Here is a 16,829-nt window from a genome sequence, read left to right as displayed (position 1 = left end):
TCAACTCACCATCGGTTGAAAACGGCCGGATATTGTAGCGCCCCAGAACCAAGTTATCCACACAAGTATCACCTCCGATGCTTCTGTGGATAACCTTCTTACTGCTATGGCTTGAGCCCTTTGGATGAGCTGGGGAAAAAACCTGAAATAATGCTAAACCTTCATTTATCCACGCTTTCGTCACAGCTAAACTACCGCTTAAGCACTGCTTATCCACAGTTTTTTTATCATTCCAATTATCTGAATATAATCACTTATATGGTGTTATCCACAATTTCTATCCCCACTATTAATAACAATATTTAGAAAGATATAAATAATAGTAGATAAGGCCTGGCAATAACCCTGAGTGGCATTGAACGACCCATCACTGGACTGCCCAATGCGACATCACTGGGTTCTTCAGACAAAAAAATTGCACCTGGCGAGCTAAAGCTCTACAATTTCCGGTCTTGAATTAGCAGCACCCGAGATGGTCATTGACTAGATCGGGTTCCTGAAATCGACGTTCCGTCCTAAAACCACGTGGGAATAACGAGTTATGAAACGCACCTTTCAACCTAGCGTTCTCAAGCGCAAGCGTACGCATGGCTTCCGCGCACGCATGGCAACCAAAAGTGGCCGCGCCATTATCACGCGCCGTCGTGCCAAAGGCCGCAAGCGTCTGAGCGCCTGAATCCGGATTGCGTGTGCTCCGTCAAGGCTATCCCCGGTGTTTACGTTTGCTTAATGCTGGGGATTTCAGTCACGTTTTCGAACAAGCTGACCTGAAAGTCCACGGTAAAGGCATGATGGCACTTGCACGTTGGAACACGCTCGGTCATCCACGACTCGGGCTAGTGGTCAGTAAAAAAAATGTGAAACTTGCCGTACAGCGCAATCGTTTCAAACGCCTCGTTAGAGAATCCGTACGATTACGCCAACATCAGTTACCAATGCTTGACATTGTTGTTCTGGCTAGGCGCGGCGTACATGATCTTGACAACGATACGTTACATCGTCAGCTACATGGCATGTGGAAACGGCTGCAGCGTGAAGCGAGACAGCATGAGTGCACAAAATTGGCATCACCAGCAAGCACTCAGCATGACGCTTGACGATTATATAGCGCCGCTCGACCTCGGCCTGCCGTTTGGCAGGCTTTTGTGTGTCATAGGTCGAGTAAAAAATCACTGCACCATTAGCATGTTCACCACCCAGCGGGCAGACCCCTCATGGACGTAAAACGACTTATCCTCGTGATTCCATTAGCCGTACTGGCTTATTTACTGGTTGTGCAATGGAATCAGGACTATGGTCAACCGATTGACAGTCCGTCCTCCAGTGACGTTGTGCAGCGAAGTGCCAATGATACGACTTCTGCTGACACACAGGACGACGACGGCGGTTTGGCTGTACCTTCGAGTACTTCTCAGAATGCGGACATCGATGAAGGGATGTCTGCAGATGAGAGCACAACCGATAGCCGAGACTTCATAGCGGTGACCACCGATGTGCTTGATGTGCGCATCGACCCGCACGGTGGTGACATCCTCTATGCAGCCTTGCCTCAGCATAAGCTGCGCCTGGATTCCGAGCGCAACTATGTACTGCTCTCGGATAACGAAACACGCAGCTATGTGGCACGCTCCGGCCTGCAGCTCAACGATCAGGCCAACCGGATCGTTTTCACCCCGGAAAGCACCGAATACCTGCTGGGTGATGACGACGATCAGGTCGTCGTGAATCTGCAAGCTGACATTGACGGCATTGAAGTCACCAAACGTTTAACCTTTGAACGCGGTAACTACGCGGTTGACGTTGACTACTATGTAGGCAACAACACCGAGTCTCCGATCAGTGCACGCTTTATTGGCCAGCTGGCTCGCGATAACAGTGAAGACCCCTCCAGTGGCGTAGCGATGGGTATGAACTCCTATCTGGGGGCAGCTTTCTCGACACCGGAAACACGTTACGAGAAAGTGGATTTCAGTGATATCCAGGAAAACAAGTTTTCCAATCAGGAAGCCGAAGGCGGCTGGGTAGCCATTATCCAGCATTATTTCGTTTCCGCTTGGGCACCGCCCCAGGATCAGCAGAATCTTTATTACGCCACCACAGATTCCCGTGGCCGCAATGTCGCAGCTTTTGCTGGCCCTACCCTGCAGGTCGCTCCTGAAAACGAAGCTAACCTGAGTGCCACTCTCTATATGGGCCCCAAGATTCAGGACTATATGGAGCAGGTAGCGCCTAACCTGAAGCTAACGGTGGATTATGGCTGGCTATGGTTTATTGCCAACCCTCTTTTCGTGGTGCTGGACACCATCCATGACATCGTTGGTAACTGGGGCTGGTCCATTGTTCTACTGACGGTACTCGTCAAGCTGGTGCTGTTCCCGCTCTCCGCCAAGGCTTATAAGTCAATGGCCCGGATGCGTAAGCTCGGCCCGGAAATGCAGCGGCTCAAAGAGATGTATGGCGATGATCGCCAGAAAATGTCTCAGGAAATGATGAAGTTCTATCAGAAAGAGAAGATCAACCCACTCGGTGGCTGTCTTCCCATTCTGATTCAGATGCCGGTGTTCATCGCGCTTTACTGGATGTTGCTGGAGTCGGTGGAACTGCGTCACGCGCCCTTCATGTTCTGGATCCAGGATCTCTCGGTGAAAGATCCCTACTTCATCCTGCCGATCCTGATGGGGGCGTCAATGTTTGTTCAGCAGATGCTCAACCCGACACCGCCAGACCCGATGCAGGCCAAGATCATGAAGATGCTGCCTATCATCTTCACCTTCTTCTTCCTGTGGTTCCCGGCAGGTCTGGTCATCTACTGGGTCGTCAACAACATCATTTCAGTTGCGCAGCAGTATTATATTACGCGCAAGGTCGAGAATGACCCAACCATCGGCAAGGGCAAGAAAACCCGCTAAGCCTTGTTTCTGATGAATAGGGTCAACACCCTCTAGACCCCCGCCCTGTGCGGGGGTCTGGCGTTTATAGCAGGATAAATTCACAATACGCCTACCAACCAGCGAGGGCGCCATGCCAGCACCACTTTATACTCCCGACACCATTGCCGCCCTGGCTACCCCACCCGGACGCGGTGGCGTCGGTATCATTCGTCTTTCCGGCCCGCATAGCGCCGCTATCGCCGTAAAAATACTCGGCTATTCACCCACTCCCAGGCAGGCCCACTACGGCCCCTTTCACGGTGAGGCAAGCATTATCGATCAAGGTATTGCCTTGTATTTTGCTGGGCCGAATTCCTTCACCGGTGAAGACGTACTGGAGTTACAGGGACACGGCGGCCCCGTCATCATGGACATGTTACTGGAGCGCTGCCTGCAACTGGGCGCCAGACTGGCCCGTCCCGGCGAATTCTCAGAGCGTGCCTTCTTTAACGACAAGCTGGATCTGGCTCAGGCAGAAGCCATCGCCGATCTGATTGACGCCACTTCACGGCATGCTGCCGAAAATGCCGTGCGTTCGCTACAGGGTGAGTTTTCCAACCTCGTCAATGCCTTGGTTCAGCGCCTGATTGAACTGCGTGTTTACGTTGAGGCGGCTATCGACTTTCCTGAAGAAGAAATTGATTTTCTCGCCGATGGCCACGTTGCCCGTCATCTGCAAGGGGTGATGAGCGAACTGGAAAAAGTACGTGCAGCCGCAGGCCAGGGCGCCTTGATGCGGGAAGGCATGAATGTGGTGATTGCCGGGCGTCCCAATGCGGGTAAATCAAGCCTGCTCAATGCCCTGACCGAGCAGGACACCGCCATCGTGACCGATATTGCCGGTACCACCCGGGATGTATTACGGGAACATATCCACCTTGATGGTATGCCCTTACATATTATTGATACCGCAGGCCTGCGCGACACGCCGGATGCAGTGGAAAAGATTGGTGTGGCCCGTGCCTGGGCAGAAATAGAGAAAGCCGATCGCGTGCTGCTGCTGGTTGATGCCTCAACCACCCAGGCAACTGACCCTTTCGATATCTGGCCAGAGTTTGTTGAGCGCCTGCCGGATCGCTCGCGCCTGACCCTGATACGCAACAAGATCGATACCAGCCAGGAAACCCCAGGAATTGACTTATCCACAGCCCATCCGACGCTACGCCTTTCGGCAAAGACCGGCATAGGTGTGGATAACCTGAAACAGCACCTGAAAGATATCATGGGCTACGCGGCGACAACGGAAGGCCGCTTTTCAGCCCGCCGCCGCCATCTGGATGCCCTTGATCGCGCCCGTGATGCTCTACAAGCAGGCAACTCCCAGCTTCAAGGCTACGGCGCAGGAGAACTCCTTGCCGAAGACCTGCGCGACGCCCAGCAGGCGCTTGGCGAAATTACCGGTGACTTCAGCGCGGATGACCTGCTTGGAGAAATTTTTGGCAGCTTCTGTATCGGGAAATAACCGTCACTCCCCCACCAGCCAGTCGCTGTGATACTGGCTCTGATCGCCTAATAGCGGCGTGATGTCTGCCATGGCACCGGCAAGACGCTCATCCAGCCCCCAGGGCGGGTTCACTATCAGCATGCCGCTACCGTACATACCATGTTGATCCGCCCCTTGAGCACACTGCTTGAGCTCGCTACGCCATATCTTGCGTACACCGCTGGCCTTCAAGCTATTCAGTAGGGTTTGGTGAGCACCGGAAGGAAGCAACGGGTACCAGATAAGCAGGACACCATGGCGCACTTTTGCCAGGGTCTGAACCGCTGTTTCAGCCACTTCCTGGTACTCCTGTTTGCGCTCGTAGCTGGGGTCGATCAGCACACATAATCTGGGCGTGGCGACCGGTACCCGTTTGCTCAAACCGGCTAACCCATCGGCAAAAATTCGCCGGGCCTGCTCAGGAAGTGCCTGTGTGTTCAGGTGCTCATGCTCACTAGGATGAAGTTCAAACAGGGTAAGTGCATCCTGCTCGCGTAACGCCTGGGATAACCACCAGGGAGAGCCAGGGTAGTGGCTTAGCTCAGCCGCATGAGGCTGGGCGCTTTCCAGCTTGCCAAGCCAGGCACCTATCAAGGAGTCTTTAAGCCCTTGGCGGGCTTGCCAAAGTGGCCAGATGCCTTGACAGTACTCTTGCAGGCGTTGAGTCTCTTGCCGGTCAAGCGGATATAGCCCTCTTCCTGCATGAGTATCTATATATGTAATAGCTGAATTTTTACGTAATAAATAATCCACCACGGCAAACAGGGTCAGATGCTTATGCACATCAGCAAAGTTACCGGCGTGGTAGGCATGTTGGTAGGAAAGCATGACGTATCCTTCAGTAAAAGGGTGGCGGATGTAGCGTATACGGCATCAGCTGGGTTATCTCAATAAAAAACCCGCTAAACCTGATGGATAGCGGGTTGAAGCTTTAAAAAAAGTAATCTTGAAGAGAATTAGGGCTGTTGGTAGTTACGTGCGCCTTCTGTCGGTGTCAGTGTGATTTCAACCCGGCGATTCTGGGCGCGGCCCTGTTCGTTATCATTGCTGGCCACTGGCTGGCTTTCCCCATAACCGCGGATATTCAATCGGCTGCCTGATACACCATTCTGGTTCAGGTAATTACTTACCGACTGCGCTCGGCGTTCAGAAAGGCGCTGGTTATAGCCCGCGTCTCCAGTGCTATCAGTATGCCCCGCCACATTGACACGGGTATCCGTATAATCACGCAGTACGTTGGATACTTCATTAAGAGAAGAACGCGCCTGTGAGGTCAGGTCGCTTGAATCAAAACCGAAGGTCACGCTGCTGGGCATATTGAGCACAATATCATCACCGCGACGGTCAATCTCAATCCGCGAACCTTCCAGGTTCTGGCGCAGCTGCTGTTCCTGGCGATCCATATAAGCGCCAATACCCGCCCCAGCCGCAGCGCCAACGGCAGCACCAATCAAGGCACGGTCGCGGCGGCTGGTGCTGCCATCTCCAGAAAGCGCGCCGGCCGCTGCACCGATCGCGGCGCCTATTCCCGTGCCGGTCGCGGTACTGGAACGCTGAGTATTTCCGCCGTAAGGGTCGGTTGCGCAACCGGCAACAAGGACAACGGCCGCTAGAGGTGTCAGTAATCGATAGAGTCGCATTTAATACTCCTGATGTTCATGAGCCTGCCCGATTGAGGGCAAATTATGCGTCACTGATCTCCGCCAGCAACTCATTCAAGAATAGTAGACCTTGAGGAGAAGCTCTAAGCCTTTCCGATGCTTCCTCTAAAAGTCCTTTTTTGGTGGCACTTTCAAGGGTCTGTGTTAGCGCATCAAGAGGCTGCCCGGTGTGTGCCTGCCACGTCGACATGGGTACTCCCTGGCTAAGGCGCAGGGCATTCATGGCAAATTCCAGCGGAAGCTCCTGGCGTGTTATTTCACGCTTGCCAGCAACAAAGCCACGCATATCTCCCCGGCGCTGCAGATAGGCATCTGGCTGACGGGTTTTCCAGCGTCGCTCGATTGTCCATTGGCTATCATGGGCAATATGGCTGAACTTTCCATGGGCTCCCGCCCCAATGCCCATATAATCGCCGAATTGCCAGTAATTCAGGTTATGGCGGCTTGCCTTGCCAGGCCTTGAATAGGCGGATATTTCATAACGGTTGAGCCCTGCTTGTTCCAAGGCAACATGGCCAGCATCCTGAATATCCCAGAGAATTTCTTCGTGGGGCAGTACAGGCGGCGCAGAGTGAAAGGCTGTATTAGGTTCCAGGGTAAGCTGGTACCAGGAAAGATGTTCGGGCGCCAAAGCTAACGCCTGGTTGATATCTGCCATGGCGCCGTCAGCTGTCTGCCCGGGCAGCCCATGCATCAGGTCAAGGTTGACATTATCAAACCCGGCAGCCCGTGCCTGAGCAACAGCCTTAATGGCCTCGTCTCCGCTATGGATACGCCCAAGGGCGGCCAACTGCTCGGGCTGAAAACTCTGTACGCCCAGCGAAAGCCGATTGATACCTGCTTTACGGTAACCGTAAAAACGGCTTTGCTCGGTCGTTCCAGGATTGGCCTCCAGAGTGATTTCAATATCGGCGGCAAACAGCAGCTGACTTGCTATTGCTGTTAACAACTCTTGATAAAAATCAGGCGATAGCAGGCTTGGCGTGCCACCACCAATAAAAATTGCTGCCAGCGGGCGCCCGGCAGCGAGCGGCAGATCCTGCCTGAAATCTTCCAACAGCGCATCCAGATAGGCTGCTTCTGGCAGCTCATCGTGGTGAGGCTCATGGGAATTGAAATCACAGTAGGGGCACTTACGCACACACCAGGGGGTGTGGATATATAGCGACAGTGGCGGAAGCTCAAATGCTTGTTCAGCCATGCGCCACCTGCAATGTCTCTACCAACGCCTGCAAGGCACGCCCACGATGGCTCAAGCGGTTTTTGCTTTCCGCCGGTAGCTCGGCGGCTGTCATTCCCTGATCAGGCAGCCAGAAAAGCGGGTCATAGCCAAACCCACCTTCTCCACGTGGAACAGTCAGTATCTCGCCTTCCCAGCTGCGTTGAACAATGATCGGAACAGGGTCTTCAGGATGACGCAAGTAAACCAACACGCACCAGTAACGCCCGCTGCGCTGCCCTTCTTCATAATGGCTTAACGCTTCAAGCAACTTGGCATTGTTACGTTCGTCGCTTTTTGGTTCACCGCCATAACGCGCGGAATAAATACCAGGAGCGCCGTCAAGCGCATCAACTTCCAGCCCGGAATCATCTGCCAGAGCTGGCAAAGCGCTGGCCTGACTGGCAGCACGCGCCTTGATCAAGGCATTTTCTACAAAGGTCAGGCCGGTTTCCGGCACATCACTCACGCCAAAATCTGCCTGGGGGCGCACATCTAGCCCCAGAGGAGACAGTAGCTGATTGAATTCTCGAAGCTTACCAGCGTTGCCGCTGGCAAGTACCAGCGTTGATGCAGGTGCTGTCATGACGAGTCTCCGTAAAGAACTGAAAAAGCCGCTCCTTGGAACGGCTTGATACGAATCAGTTTTATGAATGTATTTCAGCCAGTATCACATAGTGGCAAAGGCTTTCTCGGCGGCGTCCAGGGTCAGCTGGATATCCTCTGCCGTGTGAGCGCTGGACATGAAACCGGCCTCATAGGCGGAAGGTGCCAGATAAACGCCGTGATCGAGCATGGCAGTGAAGAAACTTCTGAAGGCCTCAGGATCGCAGGCGGTTGCCTGGGCGAAGTTGTCCACCCTGGATTGCGAGGTAAAGAAGATCCCGAACATGCCACCGGATGATTGGGTGATCATCGGTACGCTCGCCGCGTCTGCCCGTTCCTTAAGGCCATGGCAGAGCGTATCAACGCGCTGGGTCAAGGCATCATGGAAGCCAGGCACCTGAAGCTTATTGAGCAGGGTCACCCCGGCGGCCATGGCCAGCGGGTTTCCGGACAGGGTGCCTGCGTGGTAAATCGGCCCAAGCGGTGAAATGTTTTCCATGATTTCCCGCTTGCCGCCAAAGGCCCCTACCGGCATACCGCCACCGACGATCTTGCCTAAGCAGGTCAGGTCCGGAGTGACGCCGTAGCGTGCCTGGGCGCCACCCAGCGCAATACGGAAACCGGTCATGACTTCATCGAAAATCAGCACGCTGCCGTGCTCATTGCAGACCCGGCGCAGGGTTTCAAGGAAACCTGGCTGAGGTGGAATGCAGTTCATGTTGCCGGACACCGGTTCGACGATAATGCAGGCAATGCGGTCGCCGATTTCTTCAAAACAGGCTTCCACGCCATCCGGGTCATTGTAGGAAAGCGTGACGGTATGCTCCGCCAGTGCGGCGGGAACGCCAGGGGAACTCGGCTCACCGTGGGTGAGTGCTCCGGAACCGGCCTTGACCAGCAGTGAATCGGAGTGGCCGTGGTAATTGCCTTCAAACTTGACGATCTTGTCACGCCCGGTGTAACCGCGTGCCAAGCGAATCGCCGACATGGTGGCTTCGGTGCCGGAGCTGGTCATACGCACCATTTCCATGCTGGGAATGATCTCGCAGATCAGGTCAGCCATGGTGGTTTCCGCTTCGGTGGGGGTACCAAAAGACAGGCCGCTATCCAGGCGCGAGCGCACGGCGGCTAGCACATCCGGGTCTGCATGGCCGGTAATCATCGGGCCCCAGGAGCCGATATAGTCAACGTAGCGGTTACCTTCGACATCAAAAAGATAGGCGCCCTGGGCACGCTCCATGAAGACCGGCGGGCGGTGCATGCCCTTGAACGCTCTTACCGGTGAGTTAACACCGCCGGGAATATGACGGCTGGCTCGTTCAAACAGTTCTGCAGACGTGGTCATGGCGTCTTCTTCCTTTTATCTCTGAGGTCGGATCAAATCTGAATATGATAAGGACGTTAATCCAGTCAAGTTGGGTCAAAAACAGAGTTAGAAAAACAGGGTTAGAAAAACATAGGGTTAAAAAAACGATCAGGCAGCGCCTGGCCCTGCTCGGGGTGATAGCCGTGAGACAAACTTTGCCAGGTAAAGTGCTGCGCCTGTTCGCAGGCGGTAAGTAAACGCTCACCTACAGCTAGGCGCGCGGCCAATGAGGAAGCAAGGGTGCAACCAGACCCATGGAATTGCCCTGCCAGGCGCGGCCACTGCCATTGGCGCGTTGTGTCAGGCATATGCAGGGTATGCACCACCTTTTGCTGGTCGCTTTCTGGCAAGGGCGAATCCGTTGCGGTTACCAGTACGGCGCCACAGCCTCGCTCCATCAGGGTCACTACACGCTCAGTGTCATTGGCAGATGCCGTTACGCCCGGTGCCAGGCGAGCCAGTTCTTCTCGATTGGGGGTCAGCACATCGACCAGCGGCATCAGTTTATCCACATAGGCCTGACTCAAACCGACTGTGGATAACTCGGTTCCACCGCCCGCTTTCAAGACAGGATCGGCCACGACCGGAATTCTGGGAAAACGGCGCAAAACCTGTTCAACGGCCTCCAACACTTGCATATCCGCAATCAGCCCAAGCTTGATGGCCGCTATTGGCAGGGTGTCCAGGGCCGTCACCATATCGAGAACGGACCTAGCGCTCACCGGCATGACCTGCTGGACATTGTGACAATCCTGAACGGTCAATGCCGTAGGAACCGTCAGCGCCCAGCCGCCGCTGGCATTAATCGCTTCACTGTCAGCAATAATACCAGCGCCGCCGCTAGGGTCATGGCCTGCCAATACCAATACCACAGGGGGAAGGGAACGTGGCATCAGTATGGCTTGAGCACAGCAAGAATAATGATGATGATCAGCGCAATCACTGGGGCTTCATTAAACCAGCGGAAAAACACATGGCTTTTCTTGCAGCGGTCCTGCGCAAACTGTTTCAGGTAGATAAGGCAGACATGGTGATAGGCAATCAAGAGCACCACCAGGAGCAGCTTGGTATGCATCCATCCCTGGCTCAACCAGCTTGGGTTGATGTAAAGCATCAAGATACCGAAGATCAGCACGACAATCATGGAAGGCGTCATAATGCCACGGTAAAGCTTGCGCTCCATGATCTTGAAAGTTTCCATGCTGGTGGTTTCACCTTTATCCCGCGCCATGGCGTGATAGACATACAGCCGTGGCAGATAGAACAAGGCAGCAAACCAGGTAACCATCGCTATTAGATGAATTGCTTTCGCCCATAAGTACATGGTGGCTCCTTAAAAGTCGTCTAGCAGTGGGATAGCGTTTATGGCAGTGCGTTAGCGGCTGTTATTCGCAGCAAGAGAACATGATCAAGGCTTCTTTGCGTCTTGGCCGTCCGTTGATCGCGGATCAGTATAATGATAATACCGTTCAATAGCCCCTCGGGTGATGATACCTGAAATTCGCCGCTGCCTGGGGCGATAACCATGGACAACATACAAGGCACCTAAGGCATTATTCTGAAGCTTTATAAAGGCTTCGGAAAGGGTTGCCTGCAACGCAATAGGTGCCAATTCCAAACGTTGTCCCGGAATTTCTACAAGATCGATTATTTCCTGCGGATCATTAGCAGCACCTTCACTGGCGTCGCGCTCCATCAACCAACGCGCCAGTTCAGCCGCTTTCAGCGCCAGCACGGGTTTTTCCTGGGTCGAACGTTCAATTATTAACCAGACAGGGTTAGTTTCCAGCAGCTTGCGGGCCTCTTCAGCGGTGATCATCCGTTCAGTGCGCACGACGCTGCGCTCCATCACCGCAGGTACCGACACTCGTGACAGCGCCTGCATCAACGGCTGCTGCAAGGGATGTAAACCATAACGCAAGCTACTGATAAAGAAACCTTCGCAGCCCGTCAGGTGGCGTGATGTCAAACACGCCACTACGACTGCCAGCATGCCTGGCAGCATGATATTCGGCGTATGGGTCAGCTCCAGCAGCGCCATCAAGGCTGCCAGCGGGGCCTGCAGAACAGCTCCCATCATAGCCGCCATGCCCAACATGGCAAAAATACCCGGATCAGCGGCTTTATCCGGCCATAGCCAGGCGCCGACCAAACCGCATAAAGTGCCCATGGCCGCACCGATAACCAGCACCGGGCCAATGATACCAATCGGTATACCACCGGCAACGGTCAGCGAAGTAAGGACTAACTTAATAGCCACCAGGGCAAGCAGCACCGATACCGTCAACTGGTTATTCAGGGCAGCGGCAACGCTGTCATAGCCGATCCCCTGTACTTCCGGGAAGAACCACGCCGATATCCCGGTCAGTACACCTACCGCCCCCAGACGCAGCCACAGTGGTTGCTGCTGGACCCACTGGCTGCGTGAAATATGAATGAATAGCCCCGCCAGAATGCCAATCATCAACCCCATCACCACTATCCAGGGCAGGTTGAAAAAGGAGCCCAAAGCCACTTCGGGAATACTGAACGCTGGCGCATTGCCATATACCAGCTGTGCCACCAGAGCACCCATGGTGGATGCCAGAATAACCGGCATGAAACTCATCAGGGTGTATTCCATCATTACCACTTCCATGGCAAAGATAACCCCGGCAATGGGTGTGTTGAACGATGCTGAAATCCCGGCGGCGGTGCCACAGGCGACCAGCACCCGCAGGCTGTTATTGGGTAGGCGCAGCTTGAGCCCCAACCCGCTGGAAGCCGCCGCCCCCAGATGAATGGCTGGGCCTTCTCGTCCGGCAGACAGACCACCCAGCACCGATACCACTCCGACCCACCATTGGTTCAACCAGTTACGTAGGGGAAAACGCCCCTGATGATACGTCAGGCGCTCAATAACATGACCAACCCCAAGCTTACGGGCCGTGACTTTCTGGCGATAAAGGAAAACACCCACTAGTGCCACCGCCAGCATGGGTAGAAGAGCGCGTAACCAGGGCGACAATGCTTCAAAAGCTTCCGGATTATTTTCCGGCATATACAGCGCGGCCCCAGTTTCCAACAGCAACCGAAAGCCCACCATTAAGGCACCGGTAATCACACCCGACACCAGGCCCAGCACACAAAGTTGGGGCAAGGCGTCAACATTGGCCAACTGCCGACGGAAATTTTCAAGGCTGAAGCTGGACCTAGAAAAACGTGCCACGCGTCTTTTCCTTGTGGTTGATAGGGTTATCCACCAAGTAAAGAAGATAAGCCTCTCTCTAATGTTCAGGGCTATCCTCTCTCTCATCCATGCTCTTGTGTATCATAGTCTTTATGATGAGAACACAAATCCTTGACGACCAAGATCCAGAACAGTAAGGAGCAGATTGTGATTAAAGTGGGCATTGTAGGTGGAACCGGTTACACCGGCGTTGAGCTTTTAAGGCTGTTGTCGCAACATCCTGACGTCAGCGTTGAAGCCATTACCTCACGTTCCGAATCCGGCGTGAACGTCGCGGATATGTACCCAAACCTGCGCGGGCACTACGACCAGTTGACCTTTAGCGAACCCAATGCCGAACAGCTCGGCGCTATGGATGCGGTATTTTTTGCCACTCCCCATGGCGTGGCCCATGCCTTGGCAGGCGAACTGCTGGAGAAAGGCACTCGGGTGATTGATCTTTCCGCTGATTTTCGCCTCCGCGATGCGGATGAGTGGAGCCAATGGTATGACCAGCCCCACGGCGCCCCGGAACTGCTCGGGGAAGCAGTGTACGGGCTGCCTGAAATGCATCGCGACGCTATTCGCCAGGCGCGCCTGATTGCAGTGCCCGGCTGCTACCCCACCGCTGTTCAGTTGGGCTACTTACCGCTTTTGGAAGCAGGCCTGATTGACTCTGAGCAGCTGATTGCCGATTGCAAGTCTGGGGTAACCGGGGCAGGCCGAGGTGCCAAGGTGCCCTCACTGCTGGCTGAGGCCAGTGAGTCCATGAAAGCCTATGGTGCAGGAGGCCACCGCCATCTACCGGAAATCCGCCAGGGGCTGGGCGATATCCATGGCCAGGCGGTCCAGCTGACCTTTGTGCCCCATCTCACGCCAATGATTCGCGGTATCCACGCAACTCTCTACGGCCAGCTGAACGCTGATCCACAAGACCTCCAGGCGCTTTTTGAAGCACGCTACGCCAACGAACCCTTTGTCGATGTCATGCCTGCCGGCAGCCACCCGGAAACCCGCAGTGTCAAAGGCATCAATACCTGCCGTCTGGCGGTACATCGTCAGGGTAATACCGTCATCGTGTTATCGGTAATTGATAACCTGGTCAAAGGTGCCTCAGGGCAAGCCATCCAGAACCTTAACCTGATGTTTGGCCTGCCTGAAACCCACGGCCTTGAAGCACCGGCGTTGATGCCCTGATCACAGGGCGGCAAAATCTTTCCCGGTAAAAGTTGACCCTTTTACTGGGAATTACTCATAATCAGGTTCAACTCTCGAACGTTCGCTCACGGGAGGTATCCATGAGCAGTGCAGAATCCTTTGTCCCAACCCCTTTACTTCTATCCGGTAGTGCCCGCACACGCATCAAAGCGCTGATGTCAGAAGAAGGCAAACCTGACCTCAAGCTGCGCGTTTATGTGACCGGCGGCGGCTGTTCAGGATTCCAGTACGGGTTTGATTTTGCGGAAGATATTGCAGAAGACGACACCGTCATCGAATTCGGTGATGCGACCCTGGTGGTCGATCCACTCTCCTATCAGTATCTGGTAGGTTCAACGGTGGATTTTGAAGAAGGCCTGGCAGGTGCCCGTTTCCGTATTCAGAACCCGAATGCCACTACTACTTGTGGCTGCGGTGCATCCTTTATGGTTTAACGCCAATTGAACACTATCGGCATCTTTTCCAGCCAGATAAATTGGCTGGCTTAGCGTGTGCGTCTAACCAGCGTTTATGTGTTTCCTTCCATGTGACTTGACGCCATGGCGGTTTCTCGCCAATGTTAATAGGTCAGCAACAGTCTACTGTATTAATTTTTCAGGCATTTACGCTCACTGAATCAGAACAGTGGGTTCAGATGCCTAGAACGGGGAAAACACATGAATAATACGATAACCGTCAATCTATCCAAAACCCTGATGGCTAGCGCCATTGCCCTCGGGCTTGGGGGTTCAACGTTGGCAATAGCGCAGGATATGCCGGTTGTTAACGTGGCCACTGACCCAAGTTTCGTTCCCTTTGAAATGATGGATACCGAAACCGGTGAAATGATCGGTTTTGATATGGATATGATTCATGAAATCGCCGAACGTGCCGGGTTTGAAGTCAATCTGACGACTATGGAGTTCTCTGGCATCATCCCTGCTGTTCAAACGGGCAGCCAGGAAATTGCCATTGCCGGTGTCACCATCACTGAAGAACGTGCTGAAATCGTCAACTTTTCTGATCCCTACTACGATTCCGGTCTGCGCATTATCGTACGCGCCAATAACGAAGATGTGGCCACCATCGATGACCTCGAAGGCATGACGATTGGTACCAAGATTGGCTCCACCAGCTACGACTTCCTGCAGGATAAGTTTGGCGATACGGCTGAAATCACCCCCTATCCGGGCACCTCGGATATGTATATGGCACTGCTGGGACGCAACGTGGATGCCGCCTTCTACGATGCACCTAACGTTGCATACTTCTCAGAAACCCGGGGTGAAGGGCGTACCAAGGTCGTTGGCCCACTTTATGAAGGCCAGCAATACGGCATTGTCTTTAACAAAGGCAGCGAATGGGTAGAACCTGCCAATGAAGCACTGGCGGCCATGCGTGAAGATGGCACCTACGATGAGATTTACACCAAGTGGTTTGGCGAATCTCCTGACAGTGAATAAGCAATGTCTGCGGGCGGTATAAAGCCTGCGGCTTACCGACTGTCCTGATCACAGGATTACGTCGGAAAATGCTGATCAGGGCCGGGTTAATTGACTCGGCCCTGCGTCATTTCAGGGTCTCTTTTTACAGGGTCACTTTTCAGGAGATCGCGCGTGGATAGTACATTTCAGTTTGATTGGGGGGCCGCCTTCGGTTCAATTCCCCATCTGTTGCCAGGGATTCCATGGACACTACTGATTTCTTTCGGTGGTTTGGCATTCGGTTTCTTTATCGGTATCTTTTTCGGTCTCCTGCGTATCAGCCCTATCCGCTGGCTGCGCTGGCCTGCCATCGTGTATATCGAAGTATTTCGCGGCACTCCAATCCTGGTGCAGGTGCTGTTTATCTTTTATGGCCTGCCGCAACTGCTGGGTAGTCCGATCAACGCTCTGACAGCAGGTATAGCGGCCATTGCGGTCAACTCAGGGGCCTATATCTCCGAGATCGTGCGCGGTGGCGTTCAATCCATGGAACGCGGCCAGCGCGAGGCATCGCTCTCCCTTGGGCTGTCAAGAACCCAGGCGTTTCGTTATGTCATCTGGCCCCAGGCCTTTCGGCGCATGATTCCCTCTCTAGGCAATCAGGGCATCATCAGCATCAAGGACACCTCACTGTTTTCGGTGATTGGGGTAGGCGAACTGGTCCGCCAGGGGCAGATCTACATCGCGACTACCTTCACCGCCATGGAGGTCTATCTGATGGTGGCCATGCTTTACCTGATTATCACCTGGTCGCTTTCAATCCTGCTGCGCCAACTGGAGCGCAGAGGCCTGGCAGGACAATAAGGACGCAGACATGAATGATTCGACGCAGCCTATCGTCACCATGCAGAAGTTGAATAAGCACTTTGGCAGCCTGCATGTTCTCAAAGATATCAACCTGGAAATCGTGCCAGGTGAAGTCGTCGTTGTGATCGGCGCCAGCGGTTCGGGTAAGTCCACCCTGATCCGCTGTATCAATGGCCTGGAAGAGTTTCAGTCCGGCAACCTCACTGTTGATGGTCATGACCTCATGCCCTTTGGTAAAAGCACCAAGGCGCTGCAACAGATCCGCACTGAAGTCGGCATGGTATTCCAGCAGTTCAACCTCTTTCCGCACCTTAGCGTTCTCGACAACATCACCCTGGCACCCATGAAAGTACGCGGCTGGAACCGTGAAGACGCCGAGGAAACGGCCATGCGCCTGCTTGAACGGGTGGGTATTGCCGACCAGGCCAAGAAATCGCCTACCCAGCTCTCAGGCGGCCAGCAGCAGCGTGTGGCCCTGGCCCGTGCACTGGCCATGGAACCGCGTCTGATGCTGTTTGATGAGCCAACCTCGGCCCTTGACCCGGAAATGATTGGTGAAGTGCTGGATGCCATGCGTGAACTGGCCAAGGAAGGCATGACCATGGTGATTGTCACTCATGAAATGGGCTTTGCCCGTGAAGTCGCTGACCGGGTTATCTACATCCATCAGGGTGAAATTACCGAGCAGGGGCCACCGCAACAATTGTTTGATAAACCTCAGCACGAACGTACCCAATCCTTCCTGGCCAGGGTACTGAAACATTGACGTGCCTATAGTAAACAAGCTGCCAGAGAGGTGTTTTAAGCACCAAAAAGGCACGTCAAAACCCGCTAATTTATAGCCTGTCCCTGTGACAGGCTTTTTTTT

At 54.0% G+C, this 16,829-nt stretch carries 17 protein-coding genes; 9 read left to right on the top strand and 8 right to left on the bottom strand.

The annotated features are described in order from the left end of the window. Nucleotides 1-541: 541 nt before the first annotated feature. From rpmH to mnmE, 4 genes are all read left to right on the top strand, one after another. Nucleotides 542-676 carry a 50S ribosomal protein L34 gene (rpmH, locus tag OR573_16705; protein ID XGA80086.1) on the top strand — a complete coding sequence of 45 codons (135 nt, stop codon included), beginning with the start codon at nt 542-544 and terminating at the stop codon, nt 674-676. A 13-nt stretch (nt 677-689) separates the two neighbouring features. Further along, nucleotides 690-1,097: a ribonuclease P protein component gene (gene rnpA, locus OR573_16700; GenBank protein ID XGA80085.1), complete on the top strand. Its 408-nt coding sequence runs from the start codon at nt 690-692 to the stop codon at nt 1,095-1,097. 117 nt (nt 1,098-1,214) lie between these two features. Next, entirely contained in the window at nt 1,215-2,909 is a 1,695-nt protein-coding gene (gene yidC, locus OR573_16695; protein XGA80084.1) for a membrane protein insertase YidC, read from the top strand. Between the two features lie 112 nt (nt 2,910-3,021). Beyond that, entirely contained in the window at nt 3,022-4,392 is a 1,371-nt protein-coding gene (mnmE, locus tag OR573_16690) for a tRNA uridine-5-carboxymethylaminomethyl(34) synthesis GTPase MnmE (protein XGA80083.1), read from the top strand. Nucleotides 4,393-4,395: 3 nt separating this feature from the next. On the opposite strand, the gene rlmJ is transcribed toward mnmE, so the two are convergent. The 8 genes from rlmJ to OR573_16650 form a co-directional block, all read right to left on the bottom strand. Then, nucleotides 4,396-5,241 (bottom strand): 23S rRNA (adenine(2030)-N(6))-methyltransferase RlmJ, encoded by an 846-nt coding sequence (gene rlmJ, locus OR573_16685; GenBank protein XGA80082.1) that lies wholly within the window; start codon nt 5,239-5,241, stop codon nt 4,396-4,398. A 128-nt stretch (nt 5,242-5,369) separates the two neighbouring features. Next, a complete protein-coding gene (locus OR573_16680; GenBank protein XGA80081.1) occupies nt 5,370-6,053 on the bottom strand; it encodes an OmpA family protein in 684 nt (227 codons plus the stop codon). Between the two features lie 43 nt (nt 6,054-6,096). Continuing rightward, a complete protein-coding gene (gene hemW / locus OR573_16675) occupies nt 6,097-7,275 on the bottom strand; it encodes a radical SAM family heme chaperone HemW (GenBank protein ID XGA80080.1) in 1,179 nt (392 codons plus the stop codon). Then, entirely contained in the window at nt 7,268-7,879 is a 612-nt protein-coding gene (gene rdgB / locus OR573_16670; GenBank protein XGA80079.1) for an RdgB/HAM1 family non-canonical purine NTP pyrophosphatase, read from the bottom strand. Before rdgB ends, hemW begins: the two co-directional genes overlap by 8 nt. Before the next feature lie 84 nt (nt 7,880-7,963). After that, nucleotides 7,964-9,244, bottom strand: a complete 1,281-nt coding sequence (hemL, locus tag OR573_16665) for a glutamate-1-semialdehyde 2,1-aminomutase (GenBank protein XGA80078.1) — start codon at nt 9,242-9,244, stop codon at nt 7,964-7,966. Nucleotides 9,245-9,345: 101 nt separating this feature from the next. Then, the gene (locus tag OR573_16660; GenBank protein ID XGA80077.1) at nt 9,346-10,158 is read right to left on the bottom strand and encodes a hydroxymethylpyrimidine/phosphomethylpyrimidine kinase; all 813 of its coding nucleotides are present in this window, start codon (nt 10,156-10,158) and stop codon (nt 9,346-9,348) included. Next, nucleotides 10,158-10,589 (bottom strand): protoporphyrinogen oxidase HemJ, encoded by a 432-nt coding sequence (hemJ, locus tag OR573_16655; protein ID XGA80076.1) that lies wholly within the window; start codon nt 10,587-10,589, stop codon nt 10,158-10,160. The genes OR573_16660 and hemJ overlap by 1 nt, the downstream gene beginning before the upstream one ends. Nucleotides 10,590-10,673: 84 nt before the next feature. Then, complete coding sequence (locus OR573_16650) at nt 10,674-12,473, bottom strand: chloride channel protein (protein XGA80075.1); 1,800 nt, start codon at nt 12,471-12,473, stop codon at nt 10,674-10,676. A 168-nt stretch (nt 12,474-12,641) separates the two neighbouring features. Here OR573_16650 and argC point away from each other — a divergent pair, with 168 nt between their 5' ends. The 5 genes from argC to OR573_16625 all read left to right on the top strand — a co-directional run bounded on the left by argC (nt 12,642) and on the right by OR573_16625 (nt 16,727). Beyond that, nucleotides 12,642-13,670, top strand: coding sequence for an N-acetyl-gamma-glutamyl-phosphate reductase (gene argC / locus OR573_16645; GenBank protein ID XGA81783.1), 1,029 nt, complete (start codon nt 12,642-12,644; stop codon nt 13,668-13,670). Nucleotides 13,671-13,771: 101 nt separating this feature from the next. Continuing rightward, entirely contained in the window at nt 13,772-14,125 is a 354-nt protein-coding gene (erpA, locus tag OR573_16640) for an iron-sulfur cluster insertion protein ErpA (GenBank protein ID XGA80074.1), read from the top strand. A 222-nt stretch (nt 14,126-14,347) separates the two neighbouring features. Beyond that, a complete protein-coding gene (locus OR573_16635; protein XGA80073.1) occupies nt 14,348-15,133 on the top strand; it encodes a transporter substrate-binding domain-containing protein in 786 nt (261 codons plus the stop codon). A 153-nt stretch (nt 15,134-15,286) separates the two neighbouring features. Beyond that, nucleotides 15,287-15,958: an amino acid ABC transporter permease gene (locus tag OR573_16630; GenBank protein XGA80072.1), complete on the top strand. Its 672-nt coding sequence runs from the start codon at nt 15,287-15,289 to the stop codon at nt 15,956-15,958. A 31-nt stretch (nt 15,959-15,989) separates the two neighbouring features. Then, nucleotides 15,990-16,727 (top strand): amino acid ABC transporter ATP-binding protein, encoded by a 738-nt coding sequence (locus OR573_16625; protein XGA81782.1) that lies wholly within the window; start codon nt 15,990-15,992, stop codon nt 16,725-16,727. Nucleotides 16,728-16,829 lie beyond the last annotated feature (102 nt).

The organism is Halomonas sp. CH40, from assembly GCA_041875495.1.
Classification (GTDB): Bacteria; Pseudomonadota; Gammaproteobacteria; order Pseudomonadales; family Halomonadaceae; genus Vreelandella.
Note: the sequence above shows the minus strand (reverse complement) of the source record. Positions and strands in the feature narration are given on the sequence as shown.

What these genes read in the sequence shown, in the direction of transcription:
- rdgB (XGA80079.1), bottom strand. Translation starts at nt 7,879, where the DNA reads ATGACAGCACCTGCATCAACGCTGGTACTTGCCAGCGGCAACGCTGGT.
- mnmE (XGA80083.1), top strand. Translation starts at nt 3,022, where the DNA reads ATGCCAGCACCACTTTATACTCCCGACACCATTGCCGCCCTGGCTACC.
- OR573_16660 (XGA80077.1), bottom strand. Translation starts at nt 10,158, where the DNA reads ATGCCACGTTCCCTTCCCCCTGTGGTATTGGTATTGGCAGGCCATGAC.
- yidC (XGA80084.1), top strand. Translation starts at nt 1,215, where the DNA reads ATGGACGTAAAACGACTTATCCTCGTGATTCCATTAGCCGTACTGGCT.
- hemJ (XGA80076.1), bottom strand. Translation starts at nt 10,589, where the DNA reads ATGTACTTATGGGCGAAAGCAATTCATCTAATAGCGATGGTTACCTGG.
- hemL (XGA80078.1), bottom strand. Translation starts at nt 9,244, where the DNA reads ATGACCACGTCTGCAGAACTGTTTGAACGAGCCAGCCGTCATATTCCC.
- rpmH (XGA80086.1), top strand. Translation starts at nt 542, where the DNA reads ATGAAACGCACCTTTCAACCTAGCGTTCTCAAGCGCAAGCGTACGCAT.
- OR573_16680 (XGA80081.1), bottom strand. Translation starts at nt 6,053, where the DNA reads ATGCGACTCTATCGATTACTGACACCTCTAGCGGCCGTTGTCCTTGTT.
- erpA (XGA80074.1), top strand. Translation starts at nt 13,772, where the DNA reads ATGAGCAGTGCAGAATCCTTTGTCCCAACCCCTTTACTTCTATCCGGT.
- hemW (XGA80080.1), bottom strand. Translation starts at nt 7,275, where the DNA reads ATGGCTGAACAAGCATTTGAGCTTCCGCCACTGTCGCTATATATCCAC.
- rlmJ (XGA80082.1), bottom strand. Translation starts at nt 5,241, where the DNA reads ATGCTTTCCTACCAACATGCCTACCACGCCGGTAACTTTGCTGATGTG.
- OR573_16635 (XGA80073.1), top strand. Translation starts at nt 14,348, where the DNA reads ATGAATAATACGATAACCGTCAATCTATCCAAAACCCTGATGGCTAGC.